This window comes from Pseudoalteromonas sp. SK18 (assembly GCF_001974855.1).
In the GTDB taxonomy this organism is placed as follows: Bacteria; Pseudomonadota; Gammaproteobacteria; order Enterobacterales; family Alteromonadaceae; genus Pseudoalteromonas.
The window spans coordinates 111,713-133,270 of sequence record NZ_MTQB01000005.1; the positions used below are offsets into that span (position 1 = coordinate 111,713).

Consider the following 21,558-nt stretch of genomic DNA (forward strand, 5'->3'; position numbering starts at 1 on the left):
CTATTGTATTACCCTCATACAATGTATGTAGTGATTTACAATGGCGCTTTTGTATTAATTTACCTTTATCTATTGGCTTTATCACACGGGTTGTTTAGAATCGGAGAAAACATACAGGTCTGACCTGTCAGCGGGAGAGAATAATAAATGTCTGAGCAAAACATACTTAAAACACCAAAAGGCGACCGTATTGCCATCGTAAGCGGCTTACGTACTCCTTTTGCTAAGCAAGCGACTGCGTTCCACCATGTACCAGCATTGGATATGGGTAAGCTAGTAGTTAATGAAATGCTTGAGCGATTAAATTTCGACAAGTCAGAAATCGATCAATTGGTTTTTGGTCAAGTAGTACAAATGCCAGAAGCGCCAAATATTGCACGTGAAATTGTATTAGGTACAGGTATGCCAGTCGGCGTTGACGCATATTCAGTGTCACGTGCGTGTGCAACGAGCTTTCAAGCGATTGCAAATGTTGCCGAATCAATTATGGCGGGTTCTGTAAGTGTAGGTATCGCTGGTGGTGCCGATTCATCGTCTGTATTGCCAATTGGTGTAAGTAAAAAATTAGCCGGCAGTTTAGTTGATTTAAACAAAGCCCGTACGCTTGGTCAGCGTTTAAAAATATTCTCAAAACTACGTTTAAAAGATTTATTGCCAGTGCCGCCAGCGGTTGCTGAGTACTCAACGGGTTTATCAATGGGACAAACAGCCGAGCAAATGGCTAAAACCCATAACATTAGCCGTGAAGATCAAGATGCTTTAGCGCATCGTTCTCACTCACTGGCAACTCAAGCTTGGGCTGATGGCAAGCTTAAAGATGAAGTAATGACGGCTCATTTACCGCCTTATAAAAGCTTTATTGAAGAAGATAATAATATCCGTAAAAACTCAACGGTTGAAGGTTACGCCAAGCTTAAGCCAGTATTTGACCGTCAACACGGCTCAGTCACTGCTGCCAATGCAACCCCACTAACTGATGGCGCAGCCGCAGTGTTAATGATGAGCGAAAGCAAAGCAAAAGCATTGGGTTACGAAATTTTAGGCTACGTACGCAGTTTTGCGTTTTCAGCCATAGGCGTAGAAAAAGATATGCTAATGGGGCCAGCTCACTCAACGCCAATCGCGCTTGATAGAGCAGGTATTACGTTAGCTGATTTAGACCTTATTGAAATGCATGAAGCGTTTGCATCGCAAACCTTAGCGAATATGAAAATGTTTGCTTCAGATAAATTTGCACAAGAGCACTTAGGGCGTAATAAAGCCATAGGTGAAATTAACATGGATAAGTTTAACGTTAACGGCGGTTCGCTCGCTTATGGTCACCCATTTGCGGCAACCGGCGCGCGTTTAATTACACAAAGCTTATACGAGCTTAAGCGTCGTGGCGGTGGTTTAGCGTTAACGACTGCCTGTGCTGCGGGTGGTTTAGGTGCAGCCTTTGTATTGGAGAGTGCGTAATGACAGATTCAGTATTTAATCTAACGGTTGATGATAACAAAATAGCCGTGGTAACCATTGATGTGCCGGGTGAAAAAATGAATACCCTGCGTGACAGCTTTGCTGATGATTTAAAAGCATTATTAGCACAAGCTAAAGAGCATGCAGTGAAAGGTATGGTATTTATTAGTGGCAAAAGTGATAACTTTATTGCCGGTGCTGATGTGAAAATGCTAGACAGCGTTGAAAAACGCGAAGATGCATTAGCTATTAGTGAGTTATGCCATCAAGCATTTTTTGATATGAAAAAACTACCGTATACCACGGTTAGTGCTATTCACGGCGCTGCTTTAGGTGGTGGTTTAGAGTTTGCTTTAGCATGTGATTATCGCGTTGGTACAGATAGCGATTTAACTAAAATTGGTTTACCAGAAGTACAACTAGGTTTATTGCCTGGCGGTGGTGGTACACAACGCTTAACTAAAATCGTGGGTATTCAAAAAGCCCTTGAGTGGATGCTAACTGGTAAGCAAATTCGTCCAAAACAAGCTAAAAAAGCCGGTGTATTGGATGATTGTGTTCCACAAAGCGTACTGCTAAAAGTGGCCAAAGAGTTTGCTGCGAAGAAAAAGCCACAAGCTAAAGAGCCTAAACTTGATAAGGTCAGCAAGTTATTAGAATCAAACCCGTTTGGTCGTAACTTTATCTTTAAAAAAGCTAAAGAAAACGTACTTAAAAAAACAGGTGGTCACTACCCAGCGCCGCTTGCGATTATTAAAGCGGTTCGTGCAAGCGTAGAGCTTGATGAAATGAAAGCGTATAAAACCGAAGCCGAAGGCTTTGCTACGTTAGTAATGAGTGATGAGTCTAAAGCACTTCGCGGTATTTTCTTTGCAACCACTGAAATGAAAAAAGAATGGCGCAACGATGACGCTCCTGCGATTAGTAAAACTGCTGTGTTAGGTGGCGGATTAATGGGCGCAGGTATTGCCCATGTAAGTGCGGTTAAGGCTAAATTGCCGGTACGTATTAAAGATGTGGCAGAGCAGGGCATAAGTAATGCCATGAACTACACATACAAAATCTTAGATAAACGCCTTAAGCGCCGTATTATGTCAAAAGCCGATATGCAGTTAACCATGAACCGTATTACCGGCACTACCGATTACAGCGGTTTTAAACACATAGATTTAGTGATAGAAGCGGTATTTGAAGATTTAGAGCTTAAGCAAGGTATGGTTGCTGATGTTGAGCAGCAATGCCAAGCGAATACTATTTTTGCAAGTAATACCTCGTCATTACCTATTTCTCAAATTGCAGCAAAAGCAGAACGCCCTGAAAATGTAATTGGTTTACATTATTTCTCGCCAGTAGAGAAAATGCCACTGGTAGAGATCATTCCTCACGAAGGCACGTCACAAGAAACCATTGCTCGTGTAGTTAACTTTGCACGTAAGCAAGGTAAAACGCCAATTGTGGTAAAAGATATGGCTGGTTTTTATGTAAACCGTATTTTAGCGCCATACCTTAATGAAGCGGCTAACTTAATGCTTGCTGGTGAGCCGATTGAAAAAATAGATGCGGCTTTAGTCGAGTTTGGTTTTCCTGTTGGACCGTTGGCATTGCTGGACGAAGTAGGTATTGATATTGGTTCTAAAATCGCGCCAATTCTTGAAAAAGAACTCGGTGAGCGTTTTAAAGGTCCCGATGCTTTCTCACGTATGATTGATTCAAAACGTCTTGGTCGTAAAACAGGCCGTGGCTTTTATGAATACGACAAGAAAGGCAAGAAGGTTGATGAGTCAGTCTACGAACTACTGGGTGTTACCCCTGCACCACGTTTAAATAAAAACGAGATTGCCAAGCGCTGTGTTTCACAAATGCTTAACGAAGCGGCTCGTTGTTTAGATGATGGCATTATCGCAAATCCACGAGATGGTGATATTGGTGCTATTTTTGGTATTGGTTTCCCACCGTTCTTAGGTGGCCCGTTTAGCTACATGGACAAATTAGGTGCGAGTAAGATAAGCTCTGATATGTCTACACTGGCTAACAGCAATGCCATTTTTGCACCCTGCGAGACTTTGCTTGAAATGGCTGATAAAGGCGATAAGTTTTATAGTAAAGCAGAACAACAAGACTAATTATTTAATTTTAAAGTAAAAAAGCCGCATTAGCGGCTTTTTTTATGTCTGCTGTAAGTGTTATAGCAAATCGGCAATAGCCTGTTTGTCTTTATCTGGCATGTTGTCGACCACCAAATTAAATGAATTATCAATCATTCGCTCAATTTCACCTTGTGGCACTGAGCCATCTAAAATCACGGTATTCCAAAGGCGTTTATTCATGTGATATCCTGGAATCACCGAAGGGAAAATATCACGTAATGACTGCGCTTCATCAGGATCGCACTTTAAGTTTAGCCACCAGATCGGTTCGCCATTTTCATCGGTTTCACCCTCATTGCTTAGTGCAAGGGTGGCGAACATCTTATGGTTTACTTTATATACATCAACATCTTTAGCAAAAGGTTGCGTTAGTTTAACTAACGGTTTGTTCATTAAATACGTATGTACAGTTTGTTGGTTCATGAGCCATTCCTTGAGGTCATAATCGATAACTTAACCATAGCAGCTTTTTGCTACTAGATAACACGTGTTTCGGTCTAAATTACAGATTTCTAAGTTAATACGATTGCAAGAGGGTAATGGTATCACTTTATTGTTGAACAATATCCGTTTCGTGGTATGTTTCTCGCAATCAAAAAAACAATAGGAATTCACCCATGCCAAAGGCAAGTGATGTTAAAAAAGGGACGGCTATTGATTTTAATGGCCGTGTATTAGTAGTAAAAGATATCGTACGCTCAGTACCACAAGGTCGTGCTGGTGGTAGTTTATACCGTATGCGTTTATACGATGTAGTAACGGGTAGTAAAGTTGACGAAACATTTAAAGACAGCGATATGCTTAACCTTGCTGATTTAACCCGTCGTGAAGCGATGCTGTCGTACATTGATGGCGATGAGTATGTCTTTATGGATAATGAAGATTACACGCCTTACAACTTGGCTAAAGACGCCATAGCGGAAGAAATTCAGTTTGTTAATGAAGAAACCCAAGGTGTGCATGTTATTGTGATTGATGGCGCGCCGGTAGGGCTTGATCTTCCTTCAAGTGTTGAACTTGTTGTTGAAGAAACTGACCCTTCAATTAAGGGGGCTTCCGCTAGTGCTCGATCAAAGCCTGCACGCTTATCAACGGGCTTAACGATTCAAGTGCCAGAGCATATTTCAACCGGTGATCGCATCCGTATAAATACCGCTGAGCACAAGTTTATGGGTCGTGCTGACAAGTAAGCTGTAATGAGAATTGAGAGCCGAGCATGTTAGTTGCTCGGCTTTTTTGTGTCTGAGTAACGGGCAAAGAATGTGTTGCTTTAATTTTCGCCAGTTTGACGCTATTATACGCGCCTTAATTTTTAAGCAGTTTGGTGGCTACGGTGTTATTTATTTTACTCAGTGGTGTGTTTATCATACTTATGTATATTGAAACCATTAAAAAGGGTATGCCCGTTAAGCGCTGGCTATTTTTGGGGGGACTGTTGGGGCCTGCGGCTTGGTGTTTATTTAATCTGCATTATCGACGTGCCTTGATACGTAATATCGGCGTAAAAACGTGCTTATGGCGTGCTTAACTCGTCGCTCTAATTAAACTTAGTTTTGATTGGCTCTGTTGTTGTTTTAAAAACGCAGTAAATTCATCTTTTGACAGTGGCTTAGAGTAGTAATAACCCTGCAGTGTTTCACAGTTTAGTTCTTCAAGTATGCTTATTTGCGATGCTTGCTCTACACCTTCTGCAACTACGTGCAAATCAAGGTTATGTGCAATTGTGACGATAGAGTCCACCATATTGCGGCCACGTTCTGTTTTCATATCATCAATAAAGGCTTTATCTACCTTAAGCGTATTCAGTGGAAACTGCTTTAAATACGCCAGCGATGAATACCCAGTACCAAAGTCATCCATGGCTAAATGAATGCCACGGGCACTTAAAGAGCGCATAATAGCAATCGCTTCTTGTGGGTCGTCCATTACCGTACCTTCGGTGATCTCAAGCTCTAAAAAGTAAGAGGGCAGTTCATTTTTTTGTAAAATCACATCAATGCGAGAGGTTAAATCGGGTAGGCTAAATTGTTTGGCCGATAAATTTACCGCTACACGAGCGTTAAATAATCCAGCGTCTAGCCATTGCTTTACATCACGACAAGCTTTGTTTAAAACCACTTCACCAATTTCAATAATTTGCCCTGTTTCTTCGGCGATTGGAATAAATACACCGGGGCTAATAATGCCTTTTTTAGGGGTAATAAAGCGCACCAAGGCTTCCATTCCGGCAAGCTTACCCGTACGAATATTCATTTTAGGTTGGTAATACACCTCAAAGTGATCTTCTTTTAAACCAAAGCGCATTAGGTTTTCTATTTGCAGTCGTTTTACTGCTTGGCGATTCATGGTGTCATTAAAGAACAGGTAGCTATTGCCTTTCTTTTTCGCATGATACATGGCGGTATCGGCGTTCTTTAATAGTATTTCGGGGGTATTACCATCTTCTGGAAACAGTACAATTCCTACACTTGAGGTGATAGCAAGTTCATGACCTGCCATTTTAAATGGTGTGGCTATTGCCGCTAAAAATTGTTTAGCCATGCGGGTAATAGTGTGAATATCGTTGGTGTTAGACATAACAAGCGCAAACTCATCACCACCAAGGCGATAAAATACATCATTTTCACGGGTGAGCTTATTTAAACGCATAGCAAGTTTTGCTAGCAAGCTATCACCTAACTGATGACCCAATGAGTCATTTATCTTTTTAAAGTTATCTAAATCAAATACTAACAAGGCATGGTGAGAATGCTGCTTGGCTAGTTTTTGTAAGTCAGAAAAAAACAAATTACGGTTAGGTAAGCTGGTGGTGCGATCTCGATTAGATAAATTATTGAGCTCAGACTCGGTTTTTTTACGCTCGGTTAAATCAGAATATACTACGACATAATTGGTAATTTGATTTTGCGCGTTTTTAATTTCATCTATCGAGATTTCAAATGGTAGTAAAGCATGATCGCTATTGCGCAGCTTTACTTCTTCTTGAATATGCTCGTGCTTTCGAACGGTGTCTTTTATGGTTTCTATGTAGCTTTTGTCATAACCGGCTAAATGAAATTCTTTTTTAAGGTATTGCTCACGTACACCGCCAAACAAAGTTAAAAAGCTGGGATTAATATCAACAAGCTTAAAGTCTTTATCATATATAGCCAGTGCATCAGTGAGTGACTCAACGCATTTTGCAAATAGGTTCAGTCGCTCTTCGGTTGATTTTAACTGCGAAATATCTCTTACCGTGCCAGTCATTCGCAGTGGGCTAAGGTTCGCGTCTTTTTCAATTATTTTGCCACGGTCGAGTACCCAATGCCATTTACCAAAACTATCTTTAATACGATAAGTAGCTTCGAAAAAAGTACTCTCTTCAGCAAAGTGTTTTTTTAATAGGTAGTCTACATGGGTTAAATCACGGGGGTGTATTAGGCTTTTATTCGGTGGAAATTCTACTAGATTGCTACTATTCATTACGTACTTGTCGTTAATACGAATAACTTTTCCGGTTTTTATATTCCAGTCCCATAGCGTGTCACCACTGCCTTCTACGGTACTTTTTAAACGTTTTTCAGACAGCTGTAATTGAGAGTGTGAGCGTTTTAGTGAGTGAATAACCGTTAACAAATAAATTAACAGTAATGACATTATTGCGCACACGCTAACGACTAGCGCATTTAAGTTCAAGCTAAACGATGACTCGAATGCACTAGCAGAGTAGGCTGTGGCCAAAGCGGCCAACAATAGAATGTATTTTATTATTTTTATTTTGTTCATTGTCTTACTTCTTATTTACAAAAGACAATCTAAATCAAGCGCGAGCAAGAGTCAAAGAGAATGCGAATAAAGTGGTAGATTCTCCGATTGATTCGCAGTTTTAGCGCTTAAAAGCTCATATCTTGGGCGATCTACATTGAAAATTTCAGCTGCATAGATTTTTAAATCTTCAAGCGTTAACGCGTTTAAAGAATCCAGCAGGCGTTGCTGCATATGAAACTGATGATCGCCATTGCCAATAGCAAGCCATAAACGTTGTGAACGTAAACGCAAGTTTTTGTCTTTTTCGGCAATATGCGTTGTTAACCCATGTTTTTGTTGCTGCCAGACTTGCTCTGTTAGTTCATCAATGGTTGATAAATACTGACTGATAAACACGTTATGCCTGTGCAGTAACGTGCTAGGTTCAAATTTAGGTGACTGAATATAAAAAGCAATTCCGGCACGGGTATTAAAGGGCGCATAACCGGCACCAACTAAATAGCCCAGTTGTTGTGTGGTTCTTAGCTCATTGAAGTAATCTTGATTAATTAAATGATTAAGCGCCATCATTTTTACTTTTTCATCAACATCATCGCTTAATGCTTGGTAGTAAATCACCATAGCATTATCGCTACAAGCGAGTTCTAATTCGTAACGAGTCACTTTGGTAATTTCAAAAAGTGGGCGCTTTAAATCTTCTATGACCGCTGACTTTTTAAGGTGCAGTGCCACCTTTTTCTGAAACTCAAGCGCCTCATTTTGCTGCCAATTGCCATGTAAAAAAGATTCAACATGAAGCGCATTAAAAAACGCCTGTCTAAACTCATTAAACTGATGAAAACAGGTATCTTTAAGTGCATTTGCTAACTCGTCAGGCTTTGGGTTCCACGGCATTATCTTAGCGCCTAATATACTAAAGAGCTCACTAACAGGTTTGTTTTGGTTGCTATTGCGCCAATGCCTTACTAGTTGCTTTTTATATTCAGCAAAGCGTTTAGCACAAATTTTTACGTTAAATAGTGTATCAATTAGTTGATCAACCAGCTCAAGTTGGCTTGAAGATAGCCCCGCAGTATGTAAAGTTAAGCCGCCTTGGTGAGAGGTCAAGTGATAACTTAAGCCCGCGAGCTCCGCTGGGTAAAATTGCTCGCCAACACTATCCATAAACAAATCAGAAAACAATCGAGTTAATGCCATATGTTTTACATCTTTAACTGCAAAGTCAGAGTCCATGGCTAAATAAAAATGCCCTTTGGCCACTCTGAAGGTGGCATCTTGTTTAAACCAAAAGTCAAAGCCAGCTTCTTTTACCAGCAACGTTGGATGAGCTTGCTGCGACTCTATTGGATATAAAACAACATCTTTAGCTAAATAAGGATTTGCGGTAGGTAATAACATTTCACCTTGTGGCTGACTAATTTGTGCCAGCGCTTCGAGCCAATGTAGTGACAGTTTTTCAATTTTATACGGTGTGTTATACCAAGCAGCTGTATGTTCAGGCTCTACACCCGGATGAATCAGCACTAAACGCATATTGTGAGGGGTTAACCATTGCATCGCCATTTCATGGGTGGTGGCTTTAAAGCCTTCCATTAAATAGTCGCCCTGTAAGTAATTAACTTCATCGTAATGTTGCATGTTAATACTTAAATTACTGACCCAGTCAATCAGTCGAGATTTTTCTTGGTTATCAAATGCGATTTGCAGCAGCTTTTGTTTATCTTGATACAGGCGAGGCAATTTGCTGATGTTGTTATTTATTAAGCAAATGTATTCAAATACCATTTCAATAATGTCTTCGTAGTATTCAATGCCTTCATCGGTCAGCGCCATACTAATATTAAAATCTTTAAAGTTACTACCGTTGATGCCACCTCCGGCAGACAGAGCATTGATCCAACCTTGTTCTTTAAGTACCGAATATAGCGAGCCTTGCCCTTCATACCCTAGTAAATGGGCAATAAAACTAACTGTTTTATGACGGTAAAAATCGTCTATGTTTGGCATGGCAAAGCTAATAATTAGCTTTTGTACGTGTTTGTGTGGCTCTATATGAAGCAACTTACCTAAATCTTGGCTGCGATAAAGCGGCGCTTCTATAGGTGGCTTTAACTTACCTTTTTTGCCTTTAATTAGGCAAAAATACTGAGTTGCCCATGCCTCAAGTGTATCTAATGATTCATTGGCACAAATCACTAAAGTCATCCATTGAGCTTGGTAATGCTGATTAAAAAAGTCACGTAATTCATCACTAATACAGCGTTTTCTATCAGCTAATGTTTGTAAGTTGCCTACGGAGAACTTAGCAAATGGGTGTGCAGGGTTGACCGTTTCTTTATGCACTTGATAGATACGTCGGCCATCATCTTTAATCTTTAATTTAAACTCAGCTTCAATAGCATTTCGTTCTTTTTCGGTTTCTGCGGGGTTTAATGTGGGCGCTATAAAAAAACGGCTAAATTGCGCTAACGCCGATTCAATATGATTGTTATTAATATCAAAAAAGTAGCAAGTATGCTCCGTGCCAGTCCAAGCATTGGTGTTACCACCAGATTGAGAGACAAAATTATTAAAGCTGCCTGATTCAGGATACAGGTCGGTGCCTAAAAACAGCATGTGCTCTAAAAAGTGCGCTAAGCCTTGCCTATCAAGAGGATCGTCAAAGTGGCCGGCGTTTACAGCCATGGAGGCTGCCGCTTTTACTGAGTCCTGATCGTGCACTAAAAGCACTTTTAGACCATTGTCCAGTGTTAGTGTGCGGTAAGCTCTGTTATCATTAGTGCTGATTTTCAAATGATGCTCCTGAAACTAAACGTATAATTGTTAACAACAGATGATAACTTCAGGAATGCGACGCTATTTACCTGAACATCATGAAAGAACTATTTTAAGAAAATAAATAGGTTTGAGTTATTAATATAGCGGAAATTCGAGCAAATTGGCTACTGTTTTATATTCTTTAATTGGTTGATTTTTTATGAAAACAATCTTGATAATGCGTCATGGTGAAGCAATACCTATGCAGGCTGATGATGTCAGTAGAAATTTGACTTCTGTGGGTCAGCAACAAGCTGAAAAGATGGGTTTATGGTTGCAAAAAATGCACGCTCCCAGTGGCTTGTTAGTTAGTCCCTATGTTAGAGCGCAGCAAACGGCCGAGGCTGTTAAAAAAAGTAATCACTTTTTATTTGAAGAAACCTGTCACGATATTATTCCTGATGGGAACCCCCAGGTTGCCGCAGATTATTTAGAAACGCTAATTGCGCTTCACCCCGAATGCGATACCTGGCTTGTAGTTGCCCATATGCCCATAGTGAGCTATTTGGTTGACCAACTGTGCCCGGGTAATATGCCAATTTTTAACACCGGTGCAGTTGCCCAAATTAGTTACAATGAAGTGAGCCTTAAAAGTGATTACATCACCATAAATGCGCCAGCTAATGTAACCGTATAAACTACGAATCTCCCCAGCTTAAAGCCTGACAATAAAACGTGGTTAGGCATTTATCTAAAGTAAAATGGTCAACCATACACTAAAACTCAGCACACTTAACACTGTAGATAAAACCACTGCACTGGCTAGGGTATCTTGATGTTGCTTAATTTGGCATGCAATTAAATAGGCATTAACGCCTAATGGCGATGCACTTAATAGTACCAGTACTTTTAACAGTGACTCATTAAGTGTAAATACGTGTGTGCCTAGCAATAACACCAAGGCAGGTAATATGACTAATTTTAATAGGCTGGCAATAGCTGCTGCTTGCCAGTTATCGCTAACTTTATAAAAGGCTAAGTTGGCGCCCAAAACAAATAACGCACAGGCAATTGCAGGTTTAGCTAAAAGTGCTAAGCCATTAGTTAAATCAGCAAATAAAGTAACCCCTGCCAAATTAACCAATAAACCAGTGCTAATACTTAACACCACTGGATTGAGTAGCATATTCTTGGCAAATGCTGACCAGGAAAACACATGACTGGCGCTGTTTGCACTAATTAAAAAAGTAAGGGTGAACAATAACGCGCTATGAAAGGTAATGATCATAAAAATAATGCCCATCATTTGCTCGCCTAATGCGGCAATAATAATCGGCAAGCCCACTAATACGGTGTTTGAATAACTACTGCCAAGGGCAAACACACTGTGACGCTCGTATTGAGGGTGTTTAGAGAGAATATAGCGGTCAATAACCAGGGCAAGAAAGTAAATTAAAATAACGGGAATGTAAAAACTTAAAAAACCATTTAAGCTGACACTGGTTTGTAAGTCTGCTTTGGCCATATTTAAAAATAAAAAGCTCGGCACACTAATATAAAAAGTAAACTTGCTTAACCCCGCTATGTGGATGCGCTCTAAAAAGCCACTGCGACTAGCAATATAGCCACATAGCACAATAAAAATCAGCGGGAATATAATCGAAAATATATGCACTAAAGGGCTCTTATTGATTAGCGTCTAAACTCATCACTTTGCGGTAAGTTAATTAATATGAGTACTGCACCTTTACCGCCATATTCAAGTGGTGCTTGATGCATAGCAATAACGTCGGGGTGCTGCACTAAATATTGCGGCACTTTATGCCTGAGGATATGGCCGCCAATTCCGTGTACAACACAGGCGCAGTAATAATGCTTTTTTTTACACTCATGAATAAGCCCTGCGAGCTCATCCTTGGCTACTTCTTTATTTAAGCCATGCAGGTCGAGGGTTAAATCAGGTATAAAATCCCCTCGGCGAAGTTGTTTCGCTAAAAAACGATCCTGACCCTGTTGCACATAATTAACAGTGCCGTTAGTGTCTATATCGGGCACATATTCATCAGAAAAGAAAAATTCTGATTGTTGTTGCTTTTTTTGCTGGGCAAATTGCTTCGCTTGTGACACTTTAGGTTTATTGCTAAAACGGTGAGTGTCTTGTTTGAACACGCGCGCACCGCTGATACTTTGACGAAACAAGTCAATGTCATCAGGGCTAATTAGATTGTTTGAGTGTGGATCTTTTTTCATAGCGGCAGTCTAAACAAAAAAGTGGTAAAAATCGAGTAAAAAGGTGTGATACCCAAGCAGCTTTGAGGTGCATAGTACGGCGCCAATAAGGTTAGTTTAAAAGCGATTTATACTGCGTTATTGATTTGAACAACAGAGTGACTATTACACTTGCAATCAATGCCTTGTTTAAATTACTTTTAATTCTAACTGTCACTCGCACCTAGAGGTGGCTTGGGTATACAATAGGGCAATCATGGGGCCCATAGTGTGCCCCGATTGAGTTAATTTTTTGAAAGTAGCAGGCAGATAATACTGATGAGTGAATTACTAATAGAAGAAGCAACCCTGGATGAAGCTGTTGCAGAACTTTCAACCTTACACGATTGGCTTCGTTGGACGACAAGTCAATTTGCAAGTAGCGGTATTTTCTTTGGTCATGGCACCGATAACGCATGGGATGAAGCGGTAAGTTTGTTATTACCAGCACTTAGCTTGCCAATTGATGCACCCAAAGAGCTGATGCATGCCCGTTTAACCAGCACTGAAAAAAACCGTTTAGCAGGCTTAATTGCCGAGCGCATTAACGATTTTACCCCAGTTCCATACCTGACCAACATTGCATGGTTTGCCAATATGCCATTTTATGTGGATGAACGTGTATTAATTCCTCGCTCGCCTTTTGCTGAGCTTATTAATAATCGTTTTACACCTTGGCTAGAGCAGCCAGAGTCAGTTGGGCGTATTTTAGATTTATGTACGGGCTCAGGTTGTATCGCGATTGCATTGGCACAAGCATTCGAAAATGCGCAAGTTGATGCGGTTGATATATCTTATGAAGCGCTTGAAGTGGCTGATATTAATATCACTGACTATCAACTAAGTGAGCGTGTATTACCGATCCAGTCTGACGTATTCAGTGGTGTACCTGGGCAAAAATATGACTTAATCGTAGCAAACCCACCGTACGTTGATGCTGAAGATATGGCTGATTTACCACGTGAGTTCCACCACGAGCCAGAGCTTGGGTTAGCATCGGGTCACGATGGCCTTGATGTAACACGTACTATTTTAGATCAAGCTAGTGAGCATCTAACAGATAACGGTTTGTTATTTGTCGAAGTAGGTAACTCTATGGTACATATGGATGCACTGTATCCAGGCGCACCATTTGAATGGATTGAGTTTGAACAAGGCGGATTAGGTGTGTTTGTTATTAGCAAGCAACAACTAGATGCCTACTTTGCACAGTAATAATTAATACTAGCCATTCATCCCAAATGGCTGGGCAAAACAATAGCCGAGTTAATTCTCGGCTATAAGTCATTAGGAATGAGGAAAGTTAATGGCAGGTAATAGCATAGGGCAGTTATTTAAAGTGTCCACCTTTGGCGAAAGCCACGGCGTTGCATTAGGCGGCGTAGTGGATGGCACGCCCGCAGGCCTTGAGATAACAGAGGCCGACATACAACACGATTTAGATCGTCGAAAGCCTGGACAAAGTCGCTATACCACGCAGCGCCGTGAGAGCGATCAAATTAAAATTTTAGCGGGCGTCTTTGAAGGTAAAACCACCGGTACCAGTATTGGTTTATTAATTGAAAATACCGATCAACGCTCACAAGATTATGGCAAAATTAAAGACGTATTTCGTCCAGGTCATGGTGACTATACCTACTGGCACAAGTACGGCCTACGCGATTACCGTGGTGGTGGCCGCTCATCTGCACGTGAAACCGCTATTCGGGTTGCGGCAGGCGCCATTGCTAAAAAGTATTTAAAGCAGTTTCATGGTATTGAAATACGCGCGTGCTTGAGTCAATTAGGGCCAATAAAAGCCGAAAACTACGATTGGGACGAAGTGGAAAACAATTTATTTTTCTTCCCAGATACAAGTAAGCTTGAAGCACTTGATGAATATATGCGCGAGCTAAAAAAGCAAGGCGACTCAGTGGGTGCCAAAGTAAAAGTAGTGGCTAAAAATGTACCAGTTGGATTAGGTGAGCCAGTATTTGATAGGCTAGATGCCGAACTTGCACATTCATTAATGAGTATTAATGCTGTTAAAGGCGTTGAAATTGGCGATGGCTTTGATGTAGTCGAGCAAAAAGGCTCAGAGCATCGTGATGAGTTAACCCCTGATGGTTTTACCTCAAATCATGCCGGCGGCGTGCTTGCAGGTATTTCAACTGGGCAAGATATAATCGCATCAATTGCGCTAAAGCCAACGTCAAGTATTACCATTCCCGGTAATAGTATCAACACGGAAAATGAAGCGGTTGAAATGATCACCAAAGGTCGTCACGATCCTTGTGTAGGCATTCGTGCTATTCCGATTGCTGAGGCTATGATGGCTATTACTTTAATGGATCATTTGCTTCGTCAACGCGGTCAAAACCCACATGTAAACCACGAACATGGGCCAATTAAAGGCGCTATTTAAGCGCCTTACGTTTAAAACTATACTAAACGGGCAATAGTGCGTTTAGTATATACAGGCTATACATCTTTATTGCCGCTCAATAATTTAAATGTGCTCAGCGCACCTAAAAATAAGAGAGCTGTTAGTATGCAAAAAAACAATCAAGCTTCCATCTCACAAACTGAATATAAAGCCACCATAAAACGACTCGAAGAGTTTAGCCGCTTTACTGATAGCAGTATTGGTATTCCGTTTACTAAATTTAAATTTGGTGTAGAGTCGCTGATTGGGCTTTTACCTGTGATAGGTGATTTAGCAGGGCTTATTTTGTCTGGCTATGTACTAATTGAAGCGCAGCGCTTAGGTGTTAGCAAGCGAGTAAAAAGCCGTATTATTATAAATATGTTGATTGATTTTGTTGGCGGGCTCATTCCATTTTTTGGAGATATTTTTGATGCCATGTTTAAAGCAAATACGCGTAACACCCGCATACTTAAAAAACATTTAACAGATAAGCTAACTACAAACCCATAAACATTATTAGTTACAAAGTGTGTAATTAGCCCTGTTATTAACTATTTATTTGGCATCAAAAAAGTACTTAGCGAGTATTTCTTTTTGTTGACCAAATTGATCAGACACTCCAATTCCAATCCCAATTATTTCCCCTTGTGCTTGCGGTGGCTCAGCGTGCAGTGCTTTTTTTACTAACGCTAATGCTGCGCTTTGTTCATTCGCGAGTAGTGTTAAATGCGGCTGAAAATTCTGAAATACATTAGGGCTGCCATAACGTTCAAAAGCCACAAGTTTATTAGGGTAATGCTTTACCCAACTAGGCACTGGTGCTTGATGATCGCGAAGCGGCTCAAGCTTAAGGGTAACCTCATCTGCCAATCGTTGTAATTGATATGATTTTTCTAAATTTATAAATGCCCAATTACTTGGTGACACACTAAATCCATTGGCTTTTATCTCAAACGACTGATGTTCTTTGGCAATACGCTCTACCATTTGCTTAATTTCGTTTTGTGCTTCAACGGGATAATCAGTTAAATACAAGGTGGCGTGCACGGGTAACCCTTGTTGGTAAAACGTAGTAATTTGGTTCGTAGCTAATTTATCGCTGGTGTTAGCGACTAGCTCAACAATAGGCTTAGAAGGAATAGCAAATACGTTAATACTTATGCTTTTTGCATAACTGCTGGCAGAAGTAGCCAACAGAGTTAAAAATGTAATAGAGATAAATAGCCACGATAAAGAGCTGTGTTGTTTAACCATAAGAGTGAGTCAATTTAGGTTTTTGGTTGGCATATGGTAAGCGCAATTAAGTGATCAGTAAATAAGTGCATAAAGTTTTATATTTTTGATTTTGTGACTAATATTACTTTAGCTCCATACGGATTATGGATATTGTTTTTAGCAGTATTCAACTCTCTGTATTTATTGCTCTTAAAAGTGCTTCAAGGAAAGTTCAATGATATTTAAAGCGTTAAATAAGTTAAAAAGAACAGTGCGCTTTTCTATTCGTTTAACGGTTGTGGCGGTATTTGTATTGGCAACGTCTATTACCGCCATTATAGCCACTAGTTTACAGTATTACTTCAGCGAAAAAATGGCACTAGAGTCTAACCTGCTGCATTTCAATATGACCACGCAATCTGTTGCTGATTACCTATCACGCATCAATGAAAAATCTGAAAATACTTTAAATATGATGGTTAAAAATACTTCACTAGTAGGTAGTAACTTTTCAGACAAAACAGAGCTGCGTAATGTATTGAGCGAAATAATGGAATTAAACCCTTTGTTTTACGCATTTTCTATGGGCTATAGCAACGGAGACTTTTATGAAATTATCAATCTTGAGAGTGGTAAAATAGTCAGAGAGCGTTTAAATACGGTTGATAATGACCGGTGGGTTGTGATCCATATTAAAACCGAAAAAGGGCAAAGGGTAGAACACAGGTACTACTTTGATGCTGATTTTAACTTAAGAAAACAAACCAATAAACCGACGTTTTTTGATCCTCGAGAGCAAACGTGGTTTAAACAAGCAAATTCAGAGCAGGTGAATAAAACTAAACCTTACTTATTCTCGCATTTACAAACTTCAGGCCAAACCTACTCGATTAAAACCAAAGGCAAAGACCATGTGTTAGCTCTTGGAGTTATGGTCGATAATATTTCTAATTATTTATTAACACAACAGCAGCAGTTAGATATGCATAACTCTGCGCAGTTATTTATATATAATCGAGAAGGAGAGATTGTTGCTTCAAATCAGAAAGATAAGGTTGATAAAAACAAAAGCTTGAAACAATTAACGCTAAGCGAGCAACAGCAAAAAGTAATTGCACAATACCCGACTATTACAGTATCAAACGAAACAAATTGGGCCCCTATGGACTTTAGTGTTAGTGGTACGCCCAATGGCTACAGTATTGAATATATCAATGCGATTGCGCAGCTACTGGGTATTAAGATAAATTATGTTAATGGACTTAGTTGGCAAGAATTACTTAATTTATTTAAAAATAATCAGATAGATGTACTTCATCCTGTAGTTAATACCACAACGAATAATACCTTAGGTATGCTTAGTACACCCATGGTAAATTTGCCTTTGAGTATTGTTAACCATCAGAGCAACCCACCAATCACCCACATACAGCAACTTGCTGGTAAGTCAGTTGCAGTGGGTGAGGGCTGGTCAATTGTAAAAACATTGCAAGCGCAATTTCCAGAAATTAACTTAGTAGAGGTTCCCAATACAAAAACGTTGTTAACGCATGTAGCCAATGGTGATACCTATGCGGGAATAGACAGCAAGGCGGTATTACAATATATCCAACAACAATTTTTTATTGATGGGGTTCAGTATAATCAACTAGATGAAGAAAGTGCCGCGCTTTTTTCAAATGACTATCACTTATTATTTCATAACCAAGACGTTCAATTAAAAGCCTTGTTTGACTATGCAGCCACGCAACTGCCTATGCAATTTAAACAACAACTTAGTGATAAATGGCTTAATACTAATCCAGAGAAAAAATCAAAAATTGTGGGCACTGTCCCCTATGAGCAATTAATTACTTTATTAGACGATGATAGTAATTTCTCTAATTTAAAGTTAGTGCATATTAATGGCAAAGAACAGTATGTATTTATTAAGCCTTTATCTGACTATTTATCGCTAGCCAGTACAGGTTACTTAGCCATTATGGTTTCTAAAGAAGATGTATTGAGTTCTACACGGAAAAAAATAAAGCTTTCTCTTATCATTACTGCTGTTTGCCTTATTTTGATATTACCTGTGTCGTGGTTTTTTGCATCCCCCATTGTTGCCCCAATTAAAACGCTGGTGGGTGAAAATAATAAAATTAAAAATCGTCAGTTTAAGCAAGTCTCAACCTTAAAAAGTCATATTAAAGAAATTAATACTTTAGCCAGCTCTATGGTCGAAATGAGCAAGTCGATACAACAACACGAAGAAAGCCAAAAAGCACTCATGGCTTCGTTTGTTGAGCTTATAGCTCAAGCAATTGATGATAAGTCTCCCTACACTGCGGGACACTGCGAACGTGTCCCAGAGCTAGGTATTGAGCTTGCTAAAGCCGCTTCAGAATCAGAGTTACCTGCCTTTCAAACGTTTAAATTTAAAAGTGATGAGGAGATTGAAGAGTTTAGCTTAGCTGCTTGGTTACATGATTGCGGTAAAATAACTACTCCAGAGCACATTGTCGATAAAGGCACTAAGTTGGAAGTGATTTATAATCGTATTCATGAAGTAAGAACACGGTTTGAAGTCCTTTGGCGAGATGCCGAGCTTGATTACTACAAGTCATTGCAACAAACCCCAAAAAATCAGAGTGAGCTAGCTAAGCAGTTGGCAGCTAAACATCAACAATTACTGGACGATTTTGCCTTTATTGCACAGTGTAATATTGGCGGCGAAAAAATCACAGCAGCCTCGCTTGAGCGTTTAACCTTGCTAAGCAATGTTACTTGGGTGCGGCACTTTGACGATAAGCTAGGGCTTTCACCTGTCGAAATGTATCGCTATGCACAAACGAGTGACACGCTGCCTGCTACTGAAAAGCTACTCAGCGATAAGCCTTGGCATTTAATTCCTCATGATAAACCGATTGAATATGACGAGCGTTTAGGAATAAAAATTGCTCCGTGTAAATATAAATATAATTTAGGGGAGCTTTATAATTTACAAACTTCTAGAGGCACCCTTACCGCAGAAGATAGGTTTAAAATTAATGAGCATATTATAAGTACCATACGTATGCTCGATACATTACCATTTCCTAAAGAGTTGGAGCGTGTCCCGCGTTTTGCCTCTACTCACCATGAAACATTAAAAGGAACTGGCTATCCTCGTAAACTAAGTGCCGATGATTTATCGATACCTGAACGGGTGCTGGTACTTGCTGACATTTTTGAAGCATTAACAGCAGCCGACAGGCCCTATAAAAAGGCAAAAACACTCAGTGAGTCCATAGGTATATTAGCTAAAATGGTGGCCGATCATCATGTTGATAAAGCCGTATTTGAATTATTTTTAAGTTCAGGTATTTATCTTGATTATGCTAAGCGCTATCTCAATGCTGAACAAATAGATGAAGTAGATATTTCTAAATATATAACCTAGGGCCAAAGCGTTAAAATTAAACCGCTTAGCGCTAACAATGTTTTTAATCACTTGTTTTTTACTTTGTAGATAAAAGTACGTACAATTCGCTTCGTTTTTAGTGTGCTTTATACTAATTTCATCTGTCTTTAAAGCATCGGGTTCAAACGAGTATACGAAGTATTTATGCACCAAGTAGCTGATCTGATTTCTATTTTCGAACACACTTTTTACCAAAGCTATAACACGCGTTTGGTAAAAGGTGAGCATGAGCCTATTTACATTCCCGCAAATGATACAACCCCGCATCATCAAATTGTGTTTGCCCATGGTTTTTATGCCAGTGCATTGCATGAAATAGCTCATTGGTTAGTGGCAGGTTCTCAGCGCCGTTTAAGTGAAGACTATGGTTATTGGTATTGCCCTGATGGGCGCGATGCTACACAGCAAGCGGAATTTGAATCAGTAGAGGTAAAACCTCAAGCAATAGAGTGGGCATTGAGTGTGGCTGCCGGGTTTGATTTTAACGTATCGGTAGATAATTTAAATGGTGAGCAAACTTGTCGATTTGCGTTTCAGTCTCGCGTTCATGCAAAGTTATTAGAGTTATTGCAAAACGGGTTTAACCCAAGAACAACCTTACTATTAAAAGCACTGTGTAAATTTTATAACACCACGTGGCCATTACATGCTGCGCAGTTTACATGGCGTTCTCCCGAGGAGTTAAAAGATGCAGTTTAAGTTAGGATTGATTGTAAATCCGGTCGCAGGACTCGGTGGTACTGTGGCGCTTAAGGGCAGTGACGGTGAAGATACCGCAGCTAAAGCCATTGCATTAGGTGCAGAGCCTAAGTCAAATAGCCGCACTAAAGCTGCACTTGAAGTGCTTGTACCTCATCAATCAAACATTACTATTTATACTGTTAATGATGAAATGGGGGAGCAAACAGCAAAAGCGTTGGGCTTTAATACGCAAGTGGTTTATCAAAGTAACTCACCCACAACCAGTGACGATACCGAAGCTGCAGCTCGTTTATTACAGCAACAAGGTGTAGATTTAATTTTATTTGCTGGTGGCGACGGAACGGCGCGCAACATTTGCCATGCTGTAGAAGACTCGGTACCCGTGTTGGGCATTCCTGCTGGGTGTAAAATTCATTCCGGCGTGTATGCCATAACGCCAAAAGCCGCAGGCCGTGTAGTTGAAATGCTGGTAAAAGGTGAGCTGGTAACATTAAGCGATGCTGATGTGATGGACATTGATGAAGTGGCCTTTCGCCAAGGAACAGTAAAAGCAAAACGTTATGGTGAAATGCAAGTGCCAAGTGAAGTGCGCTATGTACAAGCGGTTAAAAATGGCGGTAAAGAAACTGACGAGCTAGTGCTAGCAGATATAGCTGCTTATGTCGTTAGTGAAATGGATGCCGATACCCTCTATGTCATGGGTAGTGGCTCTACCGTTGGCGCAGTGATGGAAGAGATGGGGCTTGAAAATACCTTACTCGGTGTTGATTTAGTTGAAGATCAAGCCTTAGTAGGCCAAGACCTAACAGCCCAGCAACTTCTTGAACTTACCTCAGGACGTGAAACAAAATTAGTGATCACTCTAATTGGCGGTCAAGGGCATATTTTTGGTCGAGGTAATCAACAACTCAGTCCTGCGTTAATTAAAGCGATAGGTCGCGATAATATTATTGTGGTGGCTACTAAAACAAAATTACAGGCTTTAAATGGCCGACCGCTGATTTGTGATACCGGTGATAGCAAATTAGATGATGAATTAAGCGGTTATATACGTGTAACCAGTGGGTTTAACGACCATATTATGTATGCAGTAGGTCATCAAGATGGGCTGCACCCAGAGGAGAAGTAACACATGAGTTTAGTAAATTACATAGATGCTGCGCAGCAATATTTTGATGATTTAGTGATAAAAGCCACCGATGACGAGTTATTTGCCGGCGGTTATTTACGCGGGCACTTTGACTTAGCCGTAGGTTATGCACAAGTTGAAGAATTAAATCTAGAAGTTGCAGAACTAAACGATACGGTTGAAAAAAGCTTAGTAAAAGCTTATCGCAACGGCGAACTTAATGAAGACGATAAAGCACTCGTAGTAAGAATATGGGATGAAGTAAAAGCTCTTGCATAAGCTTTTT

The 21,558-nt window shown here is 40.1% G+C and carries 17 protein-coding genes; 11 read left to right on the plus strand and 6 right to left on the minus strand.

Translation table 11 applies throughout. From position 1 onward, the window contains the following. The first annotated feature begins 147 nt into the window (after positions 1-147). Together fadI and fadJ are read left to right on the plus strand one after the other, a co-directional pair. On the plus strand, positions 148-1,458 hold the full coding sequence (gene fadI / locus BW139_RS05785; protein WP_008114501.1) for an acetyl-CoA C-acyltransferase FadI: 1,311 nt from the start codon (positions 148-150) through the stop codon (positions 1,456-1,458). Beyond that, positions 1,458-3,581, plus strand: a complete 2,124-nt coding sequence (gene fadJ / locus BW139_RS05790) for a fatty acid oxidation complex subunit alpha FadJ (RefSeq protein WP_076918977.1) — start codon at positions 1,458-1,460, stop codon at positions 3,579-3,581. The genes fadI and fadJ overlap by 1 nt, the downstream gene beginning before the upstream one ends. A 60-nt stretch (positions 3,582-3,641) precedes the next feature. Here the strand turns inward: fadJ and BW139_RS05795 are convergent, their stop codons facing one another. After that, on the minus strand, positions 3,642-4,028 hold the full coding sequence (locus BW139_RS05795) for an MmcQ/YjbR family DNA-binding protein (protein WP_008114503.1): 387 nt from the start codon (positions 4,026-4,028) through the stop codon (positions 3,642-3,644). 194 nt (positions 4,029-4,222) lie between these two features. Here BW139_RS05795 and yeiP point away from each other — a divergent pair, with 194 nt between their 5' ends. After that, positions 4,223-4,795 (plus strand): elongation factor P-like protein YeiP, encoded by a 573-nt coding sequence (yeiP, locus tag BW139_RS05800; RefSeq protein ID WP_024602810.1) that lies wholly within the window; start codon positions 4,223-4,225, stop codon positions 4,793-4,795. 334 nt (positions 4,796-5,129) lie between these two features. On the opposite strand, the gene BW139_RS05805 is transcribed toward yeiP, so the two are convergent. Continuing rightward, positions 5,130-7,370, minus strand: coding sequence for an EAL domain-containing protein (locus BW139_RS05805; RefSeq protein WP_008114510.1), 2,241 nt, complete (start codon positions 7,368-7,370; stop codon positions 5,130-5,132). 51 nt (positions 7,371-7,421) lie between these two features. Further along, positions 7,422-10,145: an insulinase family protein gene (locus BW139_RS05810; RefSeq protein WP_076918979.1), complete on the minus strand. Its 2,724-nt coding sequence runs from the start codon at positions 10,143-10,145 to the stop codon at positions 7,422-7,424. Between the two features lie 184 nt (positions 10,146-10,329). On the opposite strand from BW139_RS05810, the gene sixA reads away from it, so the two are divergent. Next, the gene (gene sixA / locus BW139_RS05815; protein WP_076918984.1) at positions 10,330-10,806 is read left to right on the plus strand and encodes a phosphohistidine phosphatase SixA; all 477 of its coding nucleotides are present in this window, start codon (positions 10,330-10,332) and stop codon (positions 10,804-10,806) included. A 54-nt stretch (positions 10,807-10,860) separates the two neighbouring features. Here the strand turns inward: sixA and BW139_RS05820 are convergent, their stop codons facing one another. Both BW139_RS05820 and smrB read right to left on the minus strand, forming a co-directional pair. Further along, complete coding sequence (locus BW139_RS05820) at positions 10,861-11,784, minus strand: AEC family transporter (protein WP_076918987.1); 924 nt, start codon at positions 11,782-11,784, stop codon at positions 10,861-10,863. A 17-nt stretch (positions 11,785-11,801) separates the two neighbouring features. Then, positions 11,802-12,359: an endonuclease SmrB gene (smrB, locus tag BW139_RS05825; RefSeq protein WP_008114517.1), complete on the minus strand. Its 558-nt coding sequence runs from the start codon at positions 12,357-12,359 to the stop codon at positions 11,802-11,804. Between the two features lie 297 nt (positions 12,360-12,656). On the opposite strand from smrB, the gene prmB reads away from it, so the two are divergent. The 3 genes from prmB (at position 12,657) to BW139_RS05840 (ending at position 15,294) form a co-directional block, all read left to right on the plus strand. Next, positions 12,657-13,592 (plus strand): 50S ribosomal protein L3 N(5)-glutamine methyltransferase, encoded by a 936-nt coding sequence (prmB, locus tag BW139_RS05830; protein ID WP_076918988.1) that lies wholly within the window; start codon positions 12,657-12,659, stop codon positions 13,590-13,592. Positions 13,593-13,683: 91 nt separating this feature from the next. Continuing rightward, positions 13,684-14,781, plus strand: coding sequence for a chorismate synthase (aroC, locus tag BW139_RS05835; RefSeq protein WP_076918991.1), 1,098 nt, complete (start codon positions 13,684-13,686; stop codon positions 14,779-14,781). 126 nt (positions 14,782-14,907) lie between these two features. Further along, positions 14,908-15,294 (plus strand): DUF4112 domain-containing protein, encoded by a 387-nt coding sequence (locus BW139_RS05840; protein WP_010391373.1) that lies wholly within the window; start codon positions 14,908-14,910, stop codon positions 15,292-15,294. A 45-nt stretch (positions 15,295-15,339) separates the two neighbouring features. Here the strand turns inward: BW139_RS05840 and BW139_RS05845 are convergent, their stop codons facing one another. Then, positions 15,340-16,038, minus strand: a complete 699-nt coding sequence (locus BW139_RS05845) for a 2'-5' RNA ligase family protein (RefSeq protein ID WP_076918994.1) — start codon at positions 16,036-16,038, stop codon at positions 15,340-15,342. A gap of 196 nt (positions 16,039-16,234) precedes the next feature. On the opposite strand from BW139_RS05845, the gene BW139_RS05850 reads away from it, so the two are divergent. The 4 genes from BW139_RS05850 to BW139_RS05865 all read left to right on the plus strand — a co-directional run bounded on the left by BW139_RS05850 (position 16,235) and on the right by BW139_RS05865 (position 21,551). After that, the gene (locus tag BW139_RS05850; RefSeq protein WP_076918996.1) at positions 16,235-19,420 is read left to right on the plus strand and encodes an HD domain-containing phosphohydrolase; all 3,186 of its coding nucleotides are present in this window, start codon (positions 16,235-16,237) and stop codon (positions 19,418-19,420) included. A 165-nt stretch (positions 19,421-19,585) separates the two neighbouring features. Continuing rightward, the gene (locus tag BW139_RS05855) at positions 19,586-20,140 is read left to right on the plus strand and encodes an elongation factor P hydroxylase (RefSeq protein WP_054202145.1); all 555 of its coding nucleotides are present in this window, start codon (positions 19,586-19,588) and stop codon (positions 20,138-20,140) included. Continuing rightward, positions 20,130-21,272, plus strand: coding sequence for an ATP-NAD kinase family protein (locus tag BW139_RS05860; RefSeq protein WP_054202146.1), 1,143 nt, complete (start codon positions 20,130-20,132; stop codon positions 21,270-21,272). The genes BW139_RS05855 and BW139_RS05860 overlap by 11 nt, the downstream gene beginning before the upstream one ends. A gap of 3 nt (positions 21,273-21,275) precedes the next feature. Beyond that, on the plus strand, positions 21,276-21,551 hold the full coding sequence (locus BW139_RS05865) for a YfcL family protein (protein ID WP_054202147.1): 276 nt from the start codon (positions 21,276-21,278) through the stop codon (positions 21,549-21,551). Positions 21,552-21,558 lie beyond the last annotated feature (7 nt).

What these genes read in the sequence shown, in the direction of transcription:
- BW139_RS05865 (WP_054202147.1), top strand. Translation starts at nt 21,276, where the DNA reads ATGAGTTTAGTAAATTACATAGATGCTGCGCAGCAATATTTTGATGAT.
- fadJ (WP_076918977.1), top strand. Translation starts at nt 1,458, where the DNA reads ATGACAGATTCAGTATTTAATCTAACGGTTGATGATAACAAAATAGCC.
- BW139_RS05805 (WP_008114510.1), bottom strand. Translation starts at nt 7,370, where the DNA reads ATGAACAAAATAAAAATAATAAAATACATTCTATTGTTGGCCGCTTTG.
- yeiP (WP_024602810.1), top strand. Translation starts at nt 4,223, where the DNA reads ATGCCAAAGGCAAGTGATGTTAAAAAAGGGACGGCTATTGATTTTAAT.
- BW139_RS05845 (WP_076918994.1), bottom strand. Translation starts at nt 16,038, where the DNA reads ATGGTTAAACAACACAGCTCTTTATCGTGGCTATTTATCTCTATTACA.
- BW139_RS05840 (WP_010391373.1), top strand. Translation starts at nt 14,908, where the DNA reads ATGCAAAAAAACAATCAAGCTTCCATCTCACAAACTGAATATAAAGCC.
- BW139_RS05855 (WP_054202145.1), top strand. Translation starts at nt 19,586, where the DNA reads ATGCACCAAGTAGCTGATCTGATTTCTATTTTCGAACACACTTTTTAC.
- BW139_RS05850 (WP_076918996.1), top strand. Translation starts at nt 16,235, where the DNA reads ATGATATTTAAAGCGTTAAATAAGTTAAAAAGAACAGTGCGCTTTTCT.
- BW139_RS05795 (WP_008114503.1), bottom strand. Translation starts at nt 4,028, where the DNA reads ATGAACCAACAAACTGTACATACGTATTTAATGAACAAACCGTTAGTT.
- BW139_RS05860 (WP_054202146.1), top strand. Translation starts at nt 20,130, where the DNA reads ATGCAGTTTAAGTTAGGATTGATTGTAAATCCGGTCGCAGGACTCGGT.
- sixA (WP_076918984.1), top strand. Translation starts at nt 10,330, where the DNA reads ATGAAAACAATCTTGATAATGCGTCATGGTGAAGCAATACCTATGCAG.
- fadI (WP_008114501.1), top strand. Translation starts at nt 148, where the DNA reads ATGTCTGAGCAAAACATACTTAAAACACCAAAAGGCGACCGTATTGCC.
- smrB (WP_008114517.1), bottom strand. Translation starts at nt 12,359, where the DNA reads ATGAAAAAAGATCCACACTCAAACAATCTAATTAGCCCTGATGACATT.
- aroC (WP_076918991.1), top strand. Translation starts at nt 13,684, where the DNA reads ATGGCAGGTAATAGCATAGGGCAGTTATTTAAAGTGTCCACCTTTGGC.
- prmB (WP_076918988.1), top strand. Translation starts at nt 12,657, where the DNA reads ATGAGTGAATTACTAATAGAAGAAGCAACCCTGGATGAAGCTGTTGCA.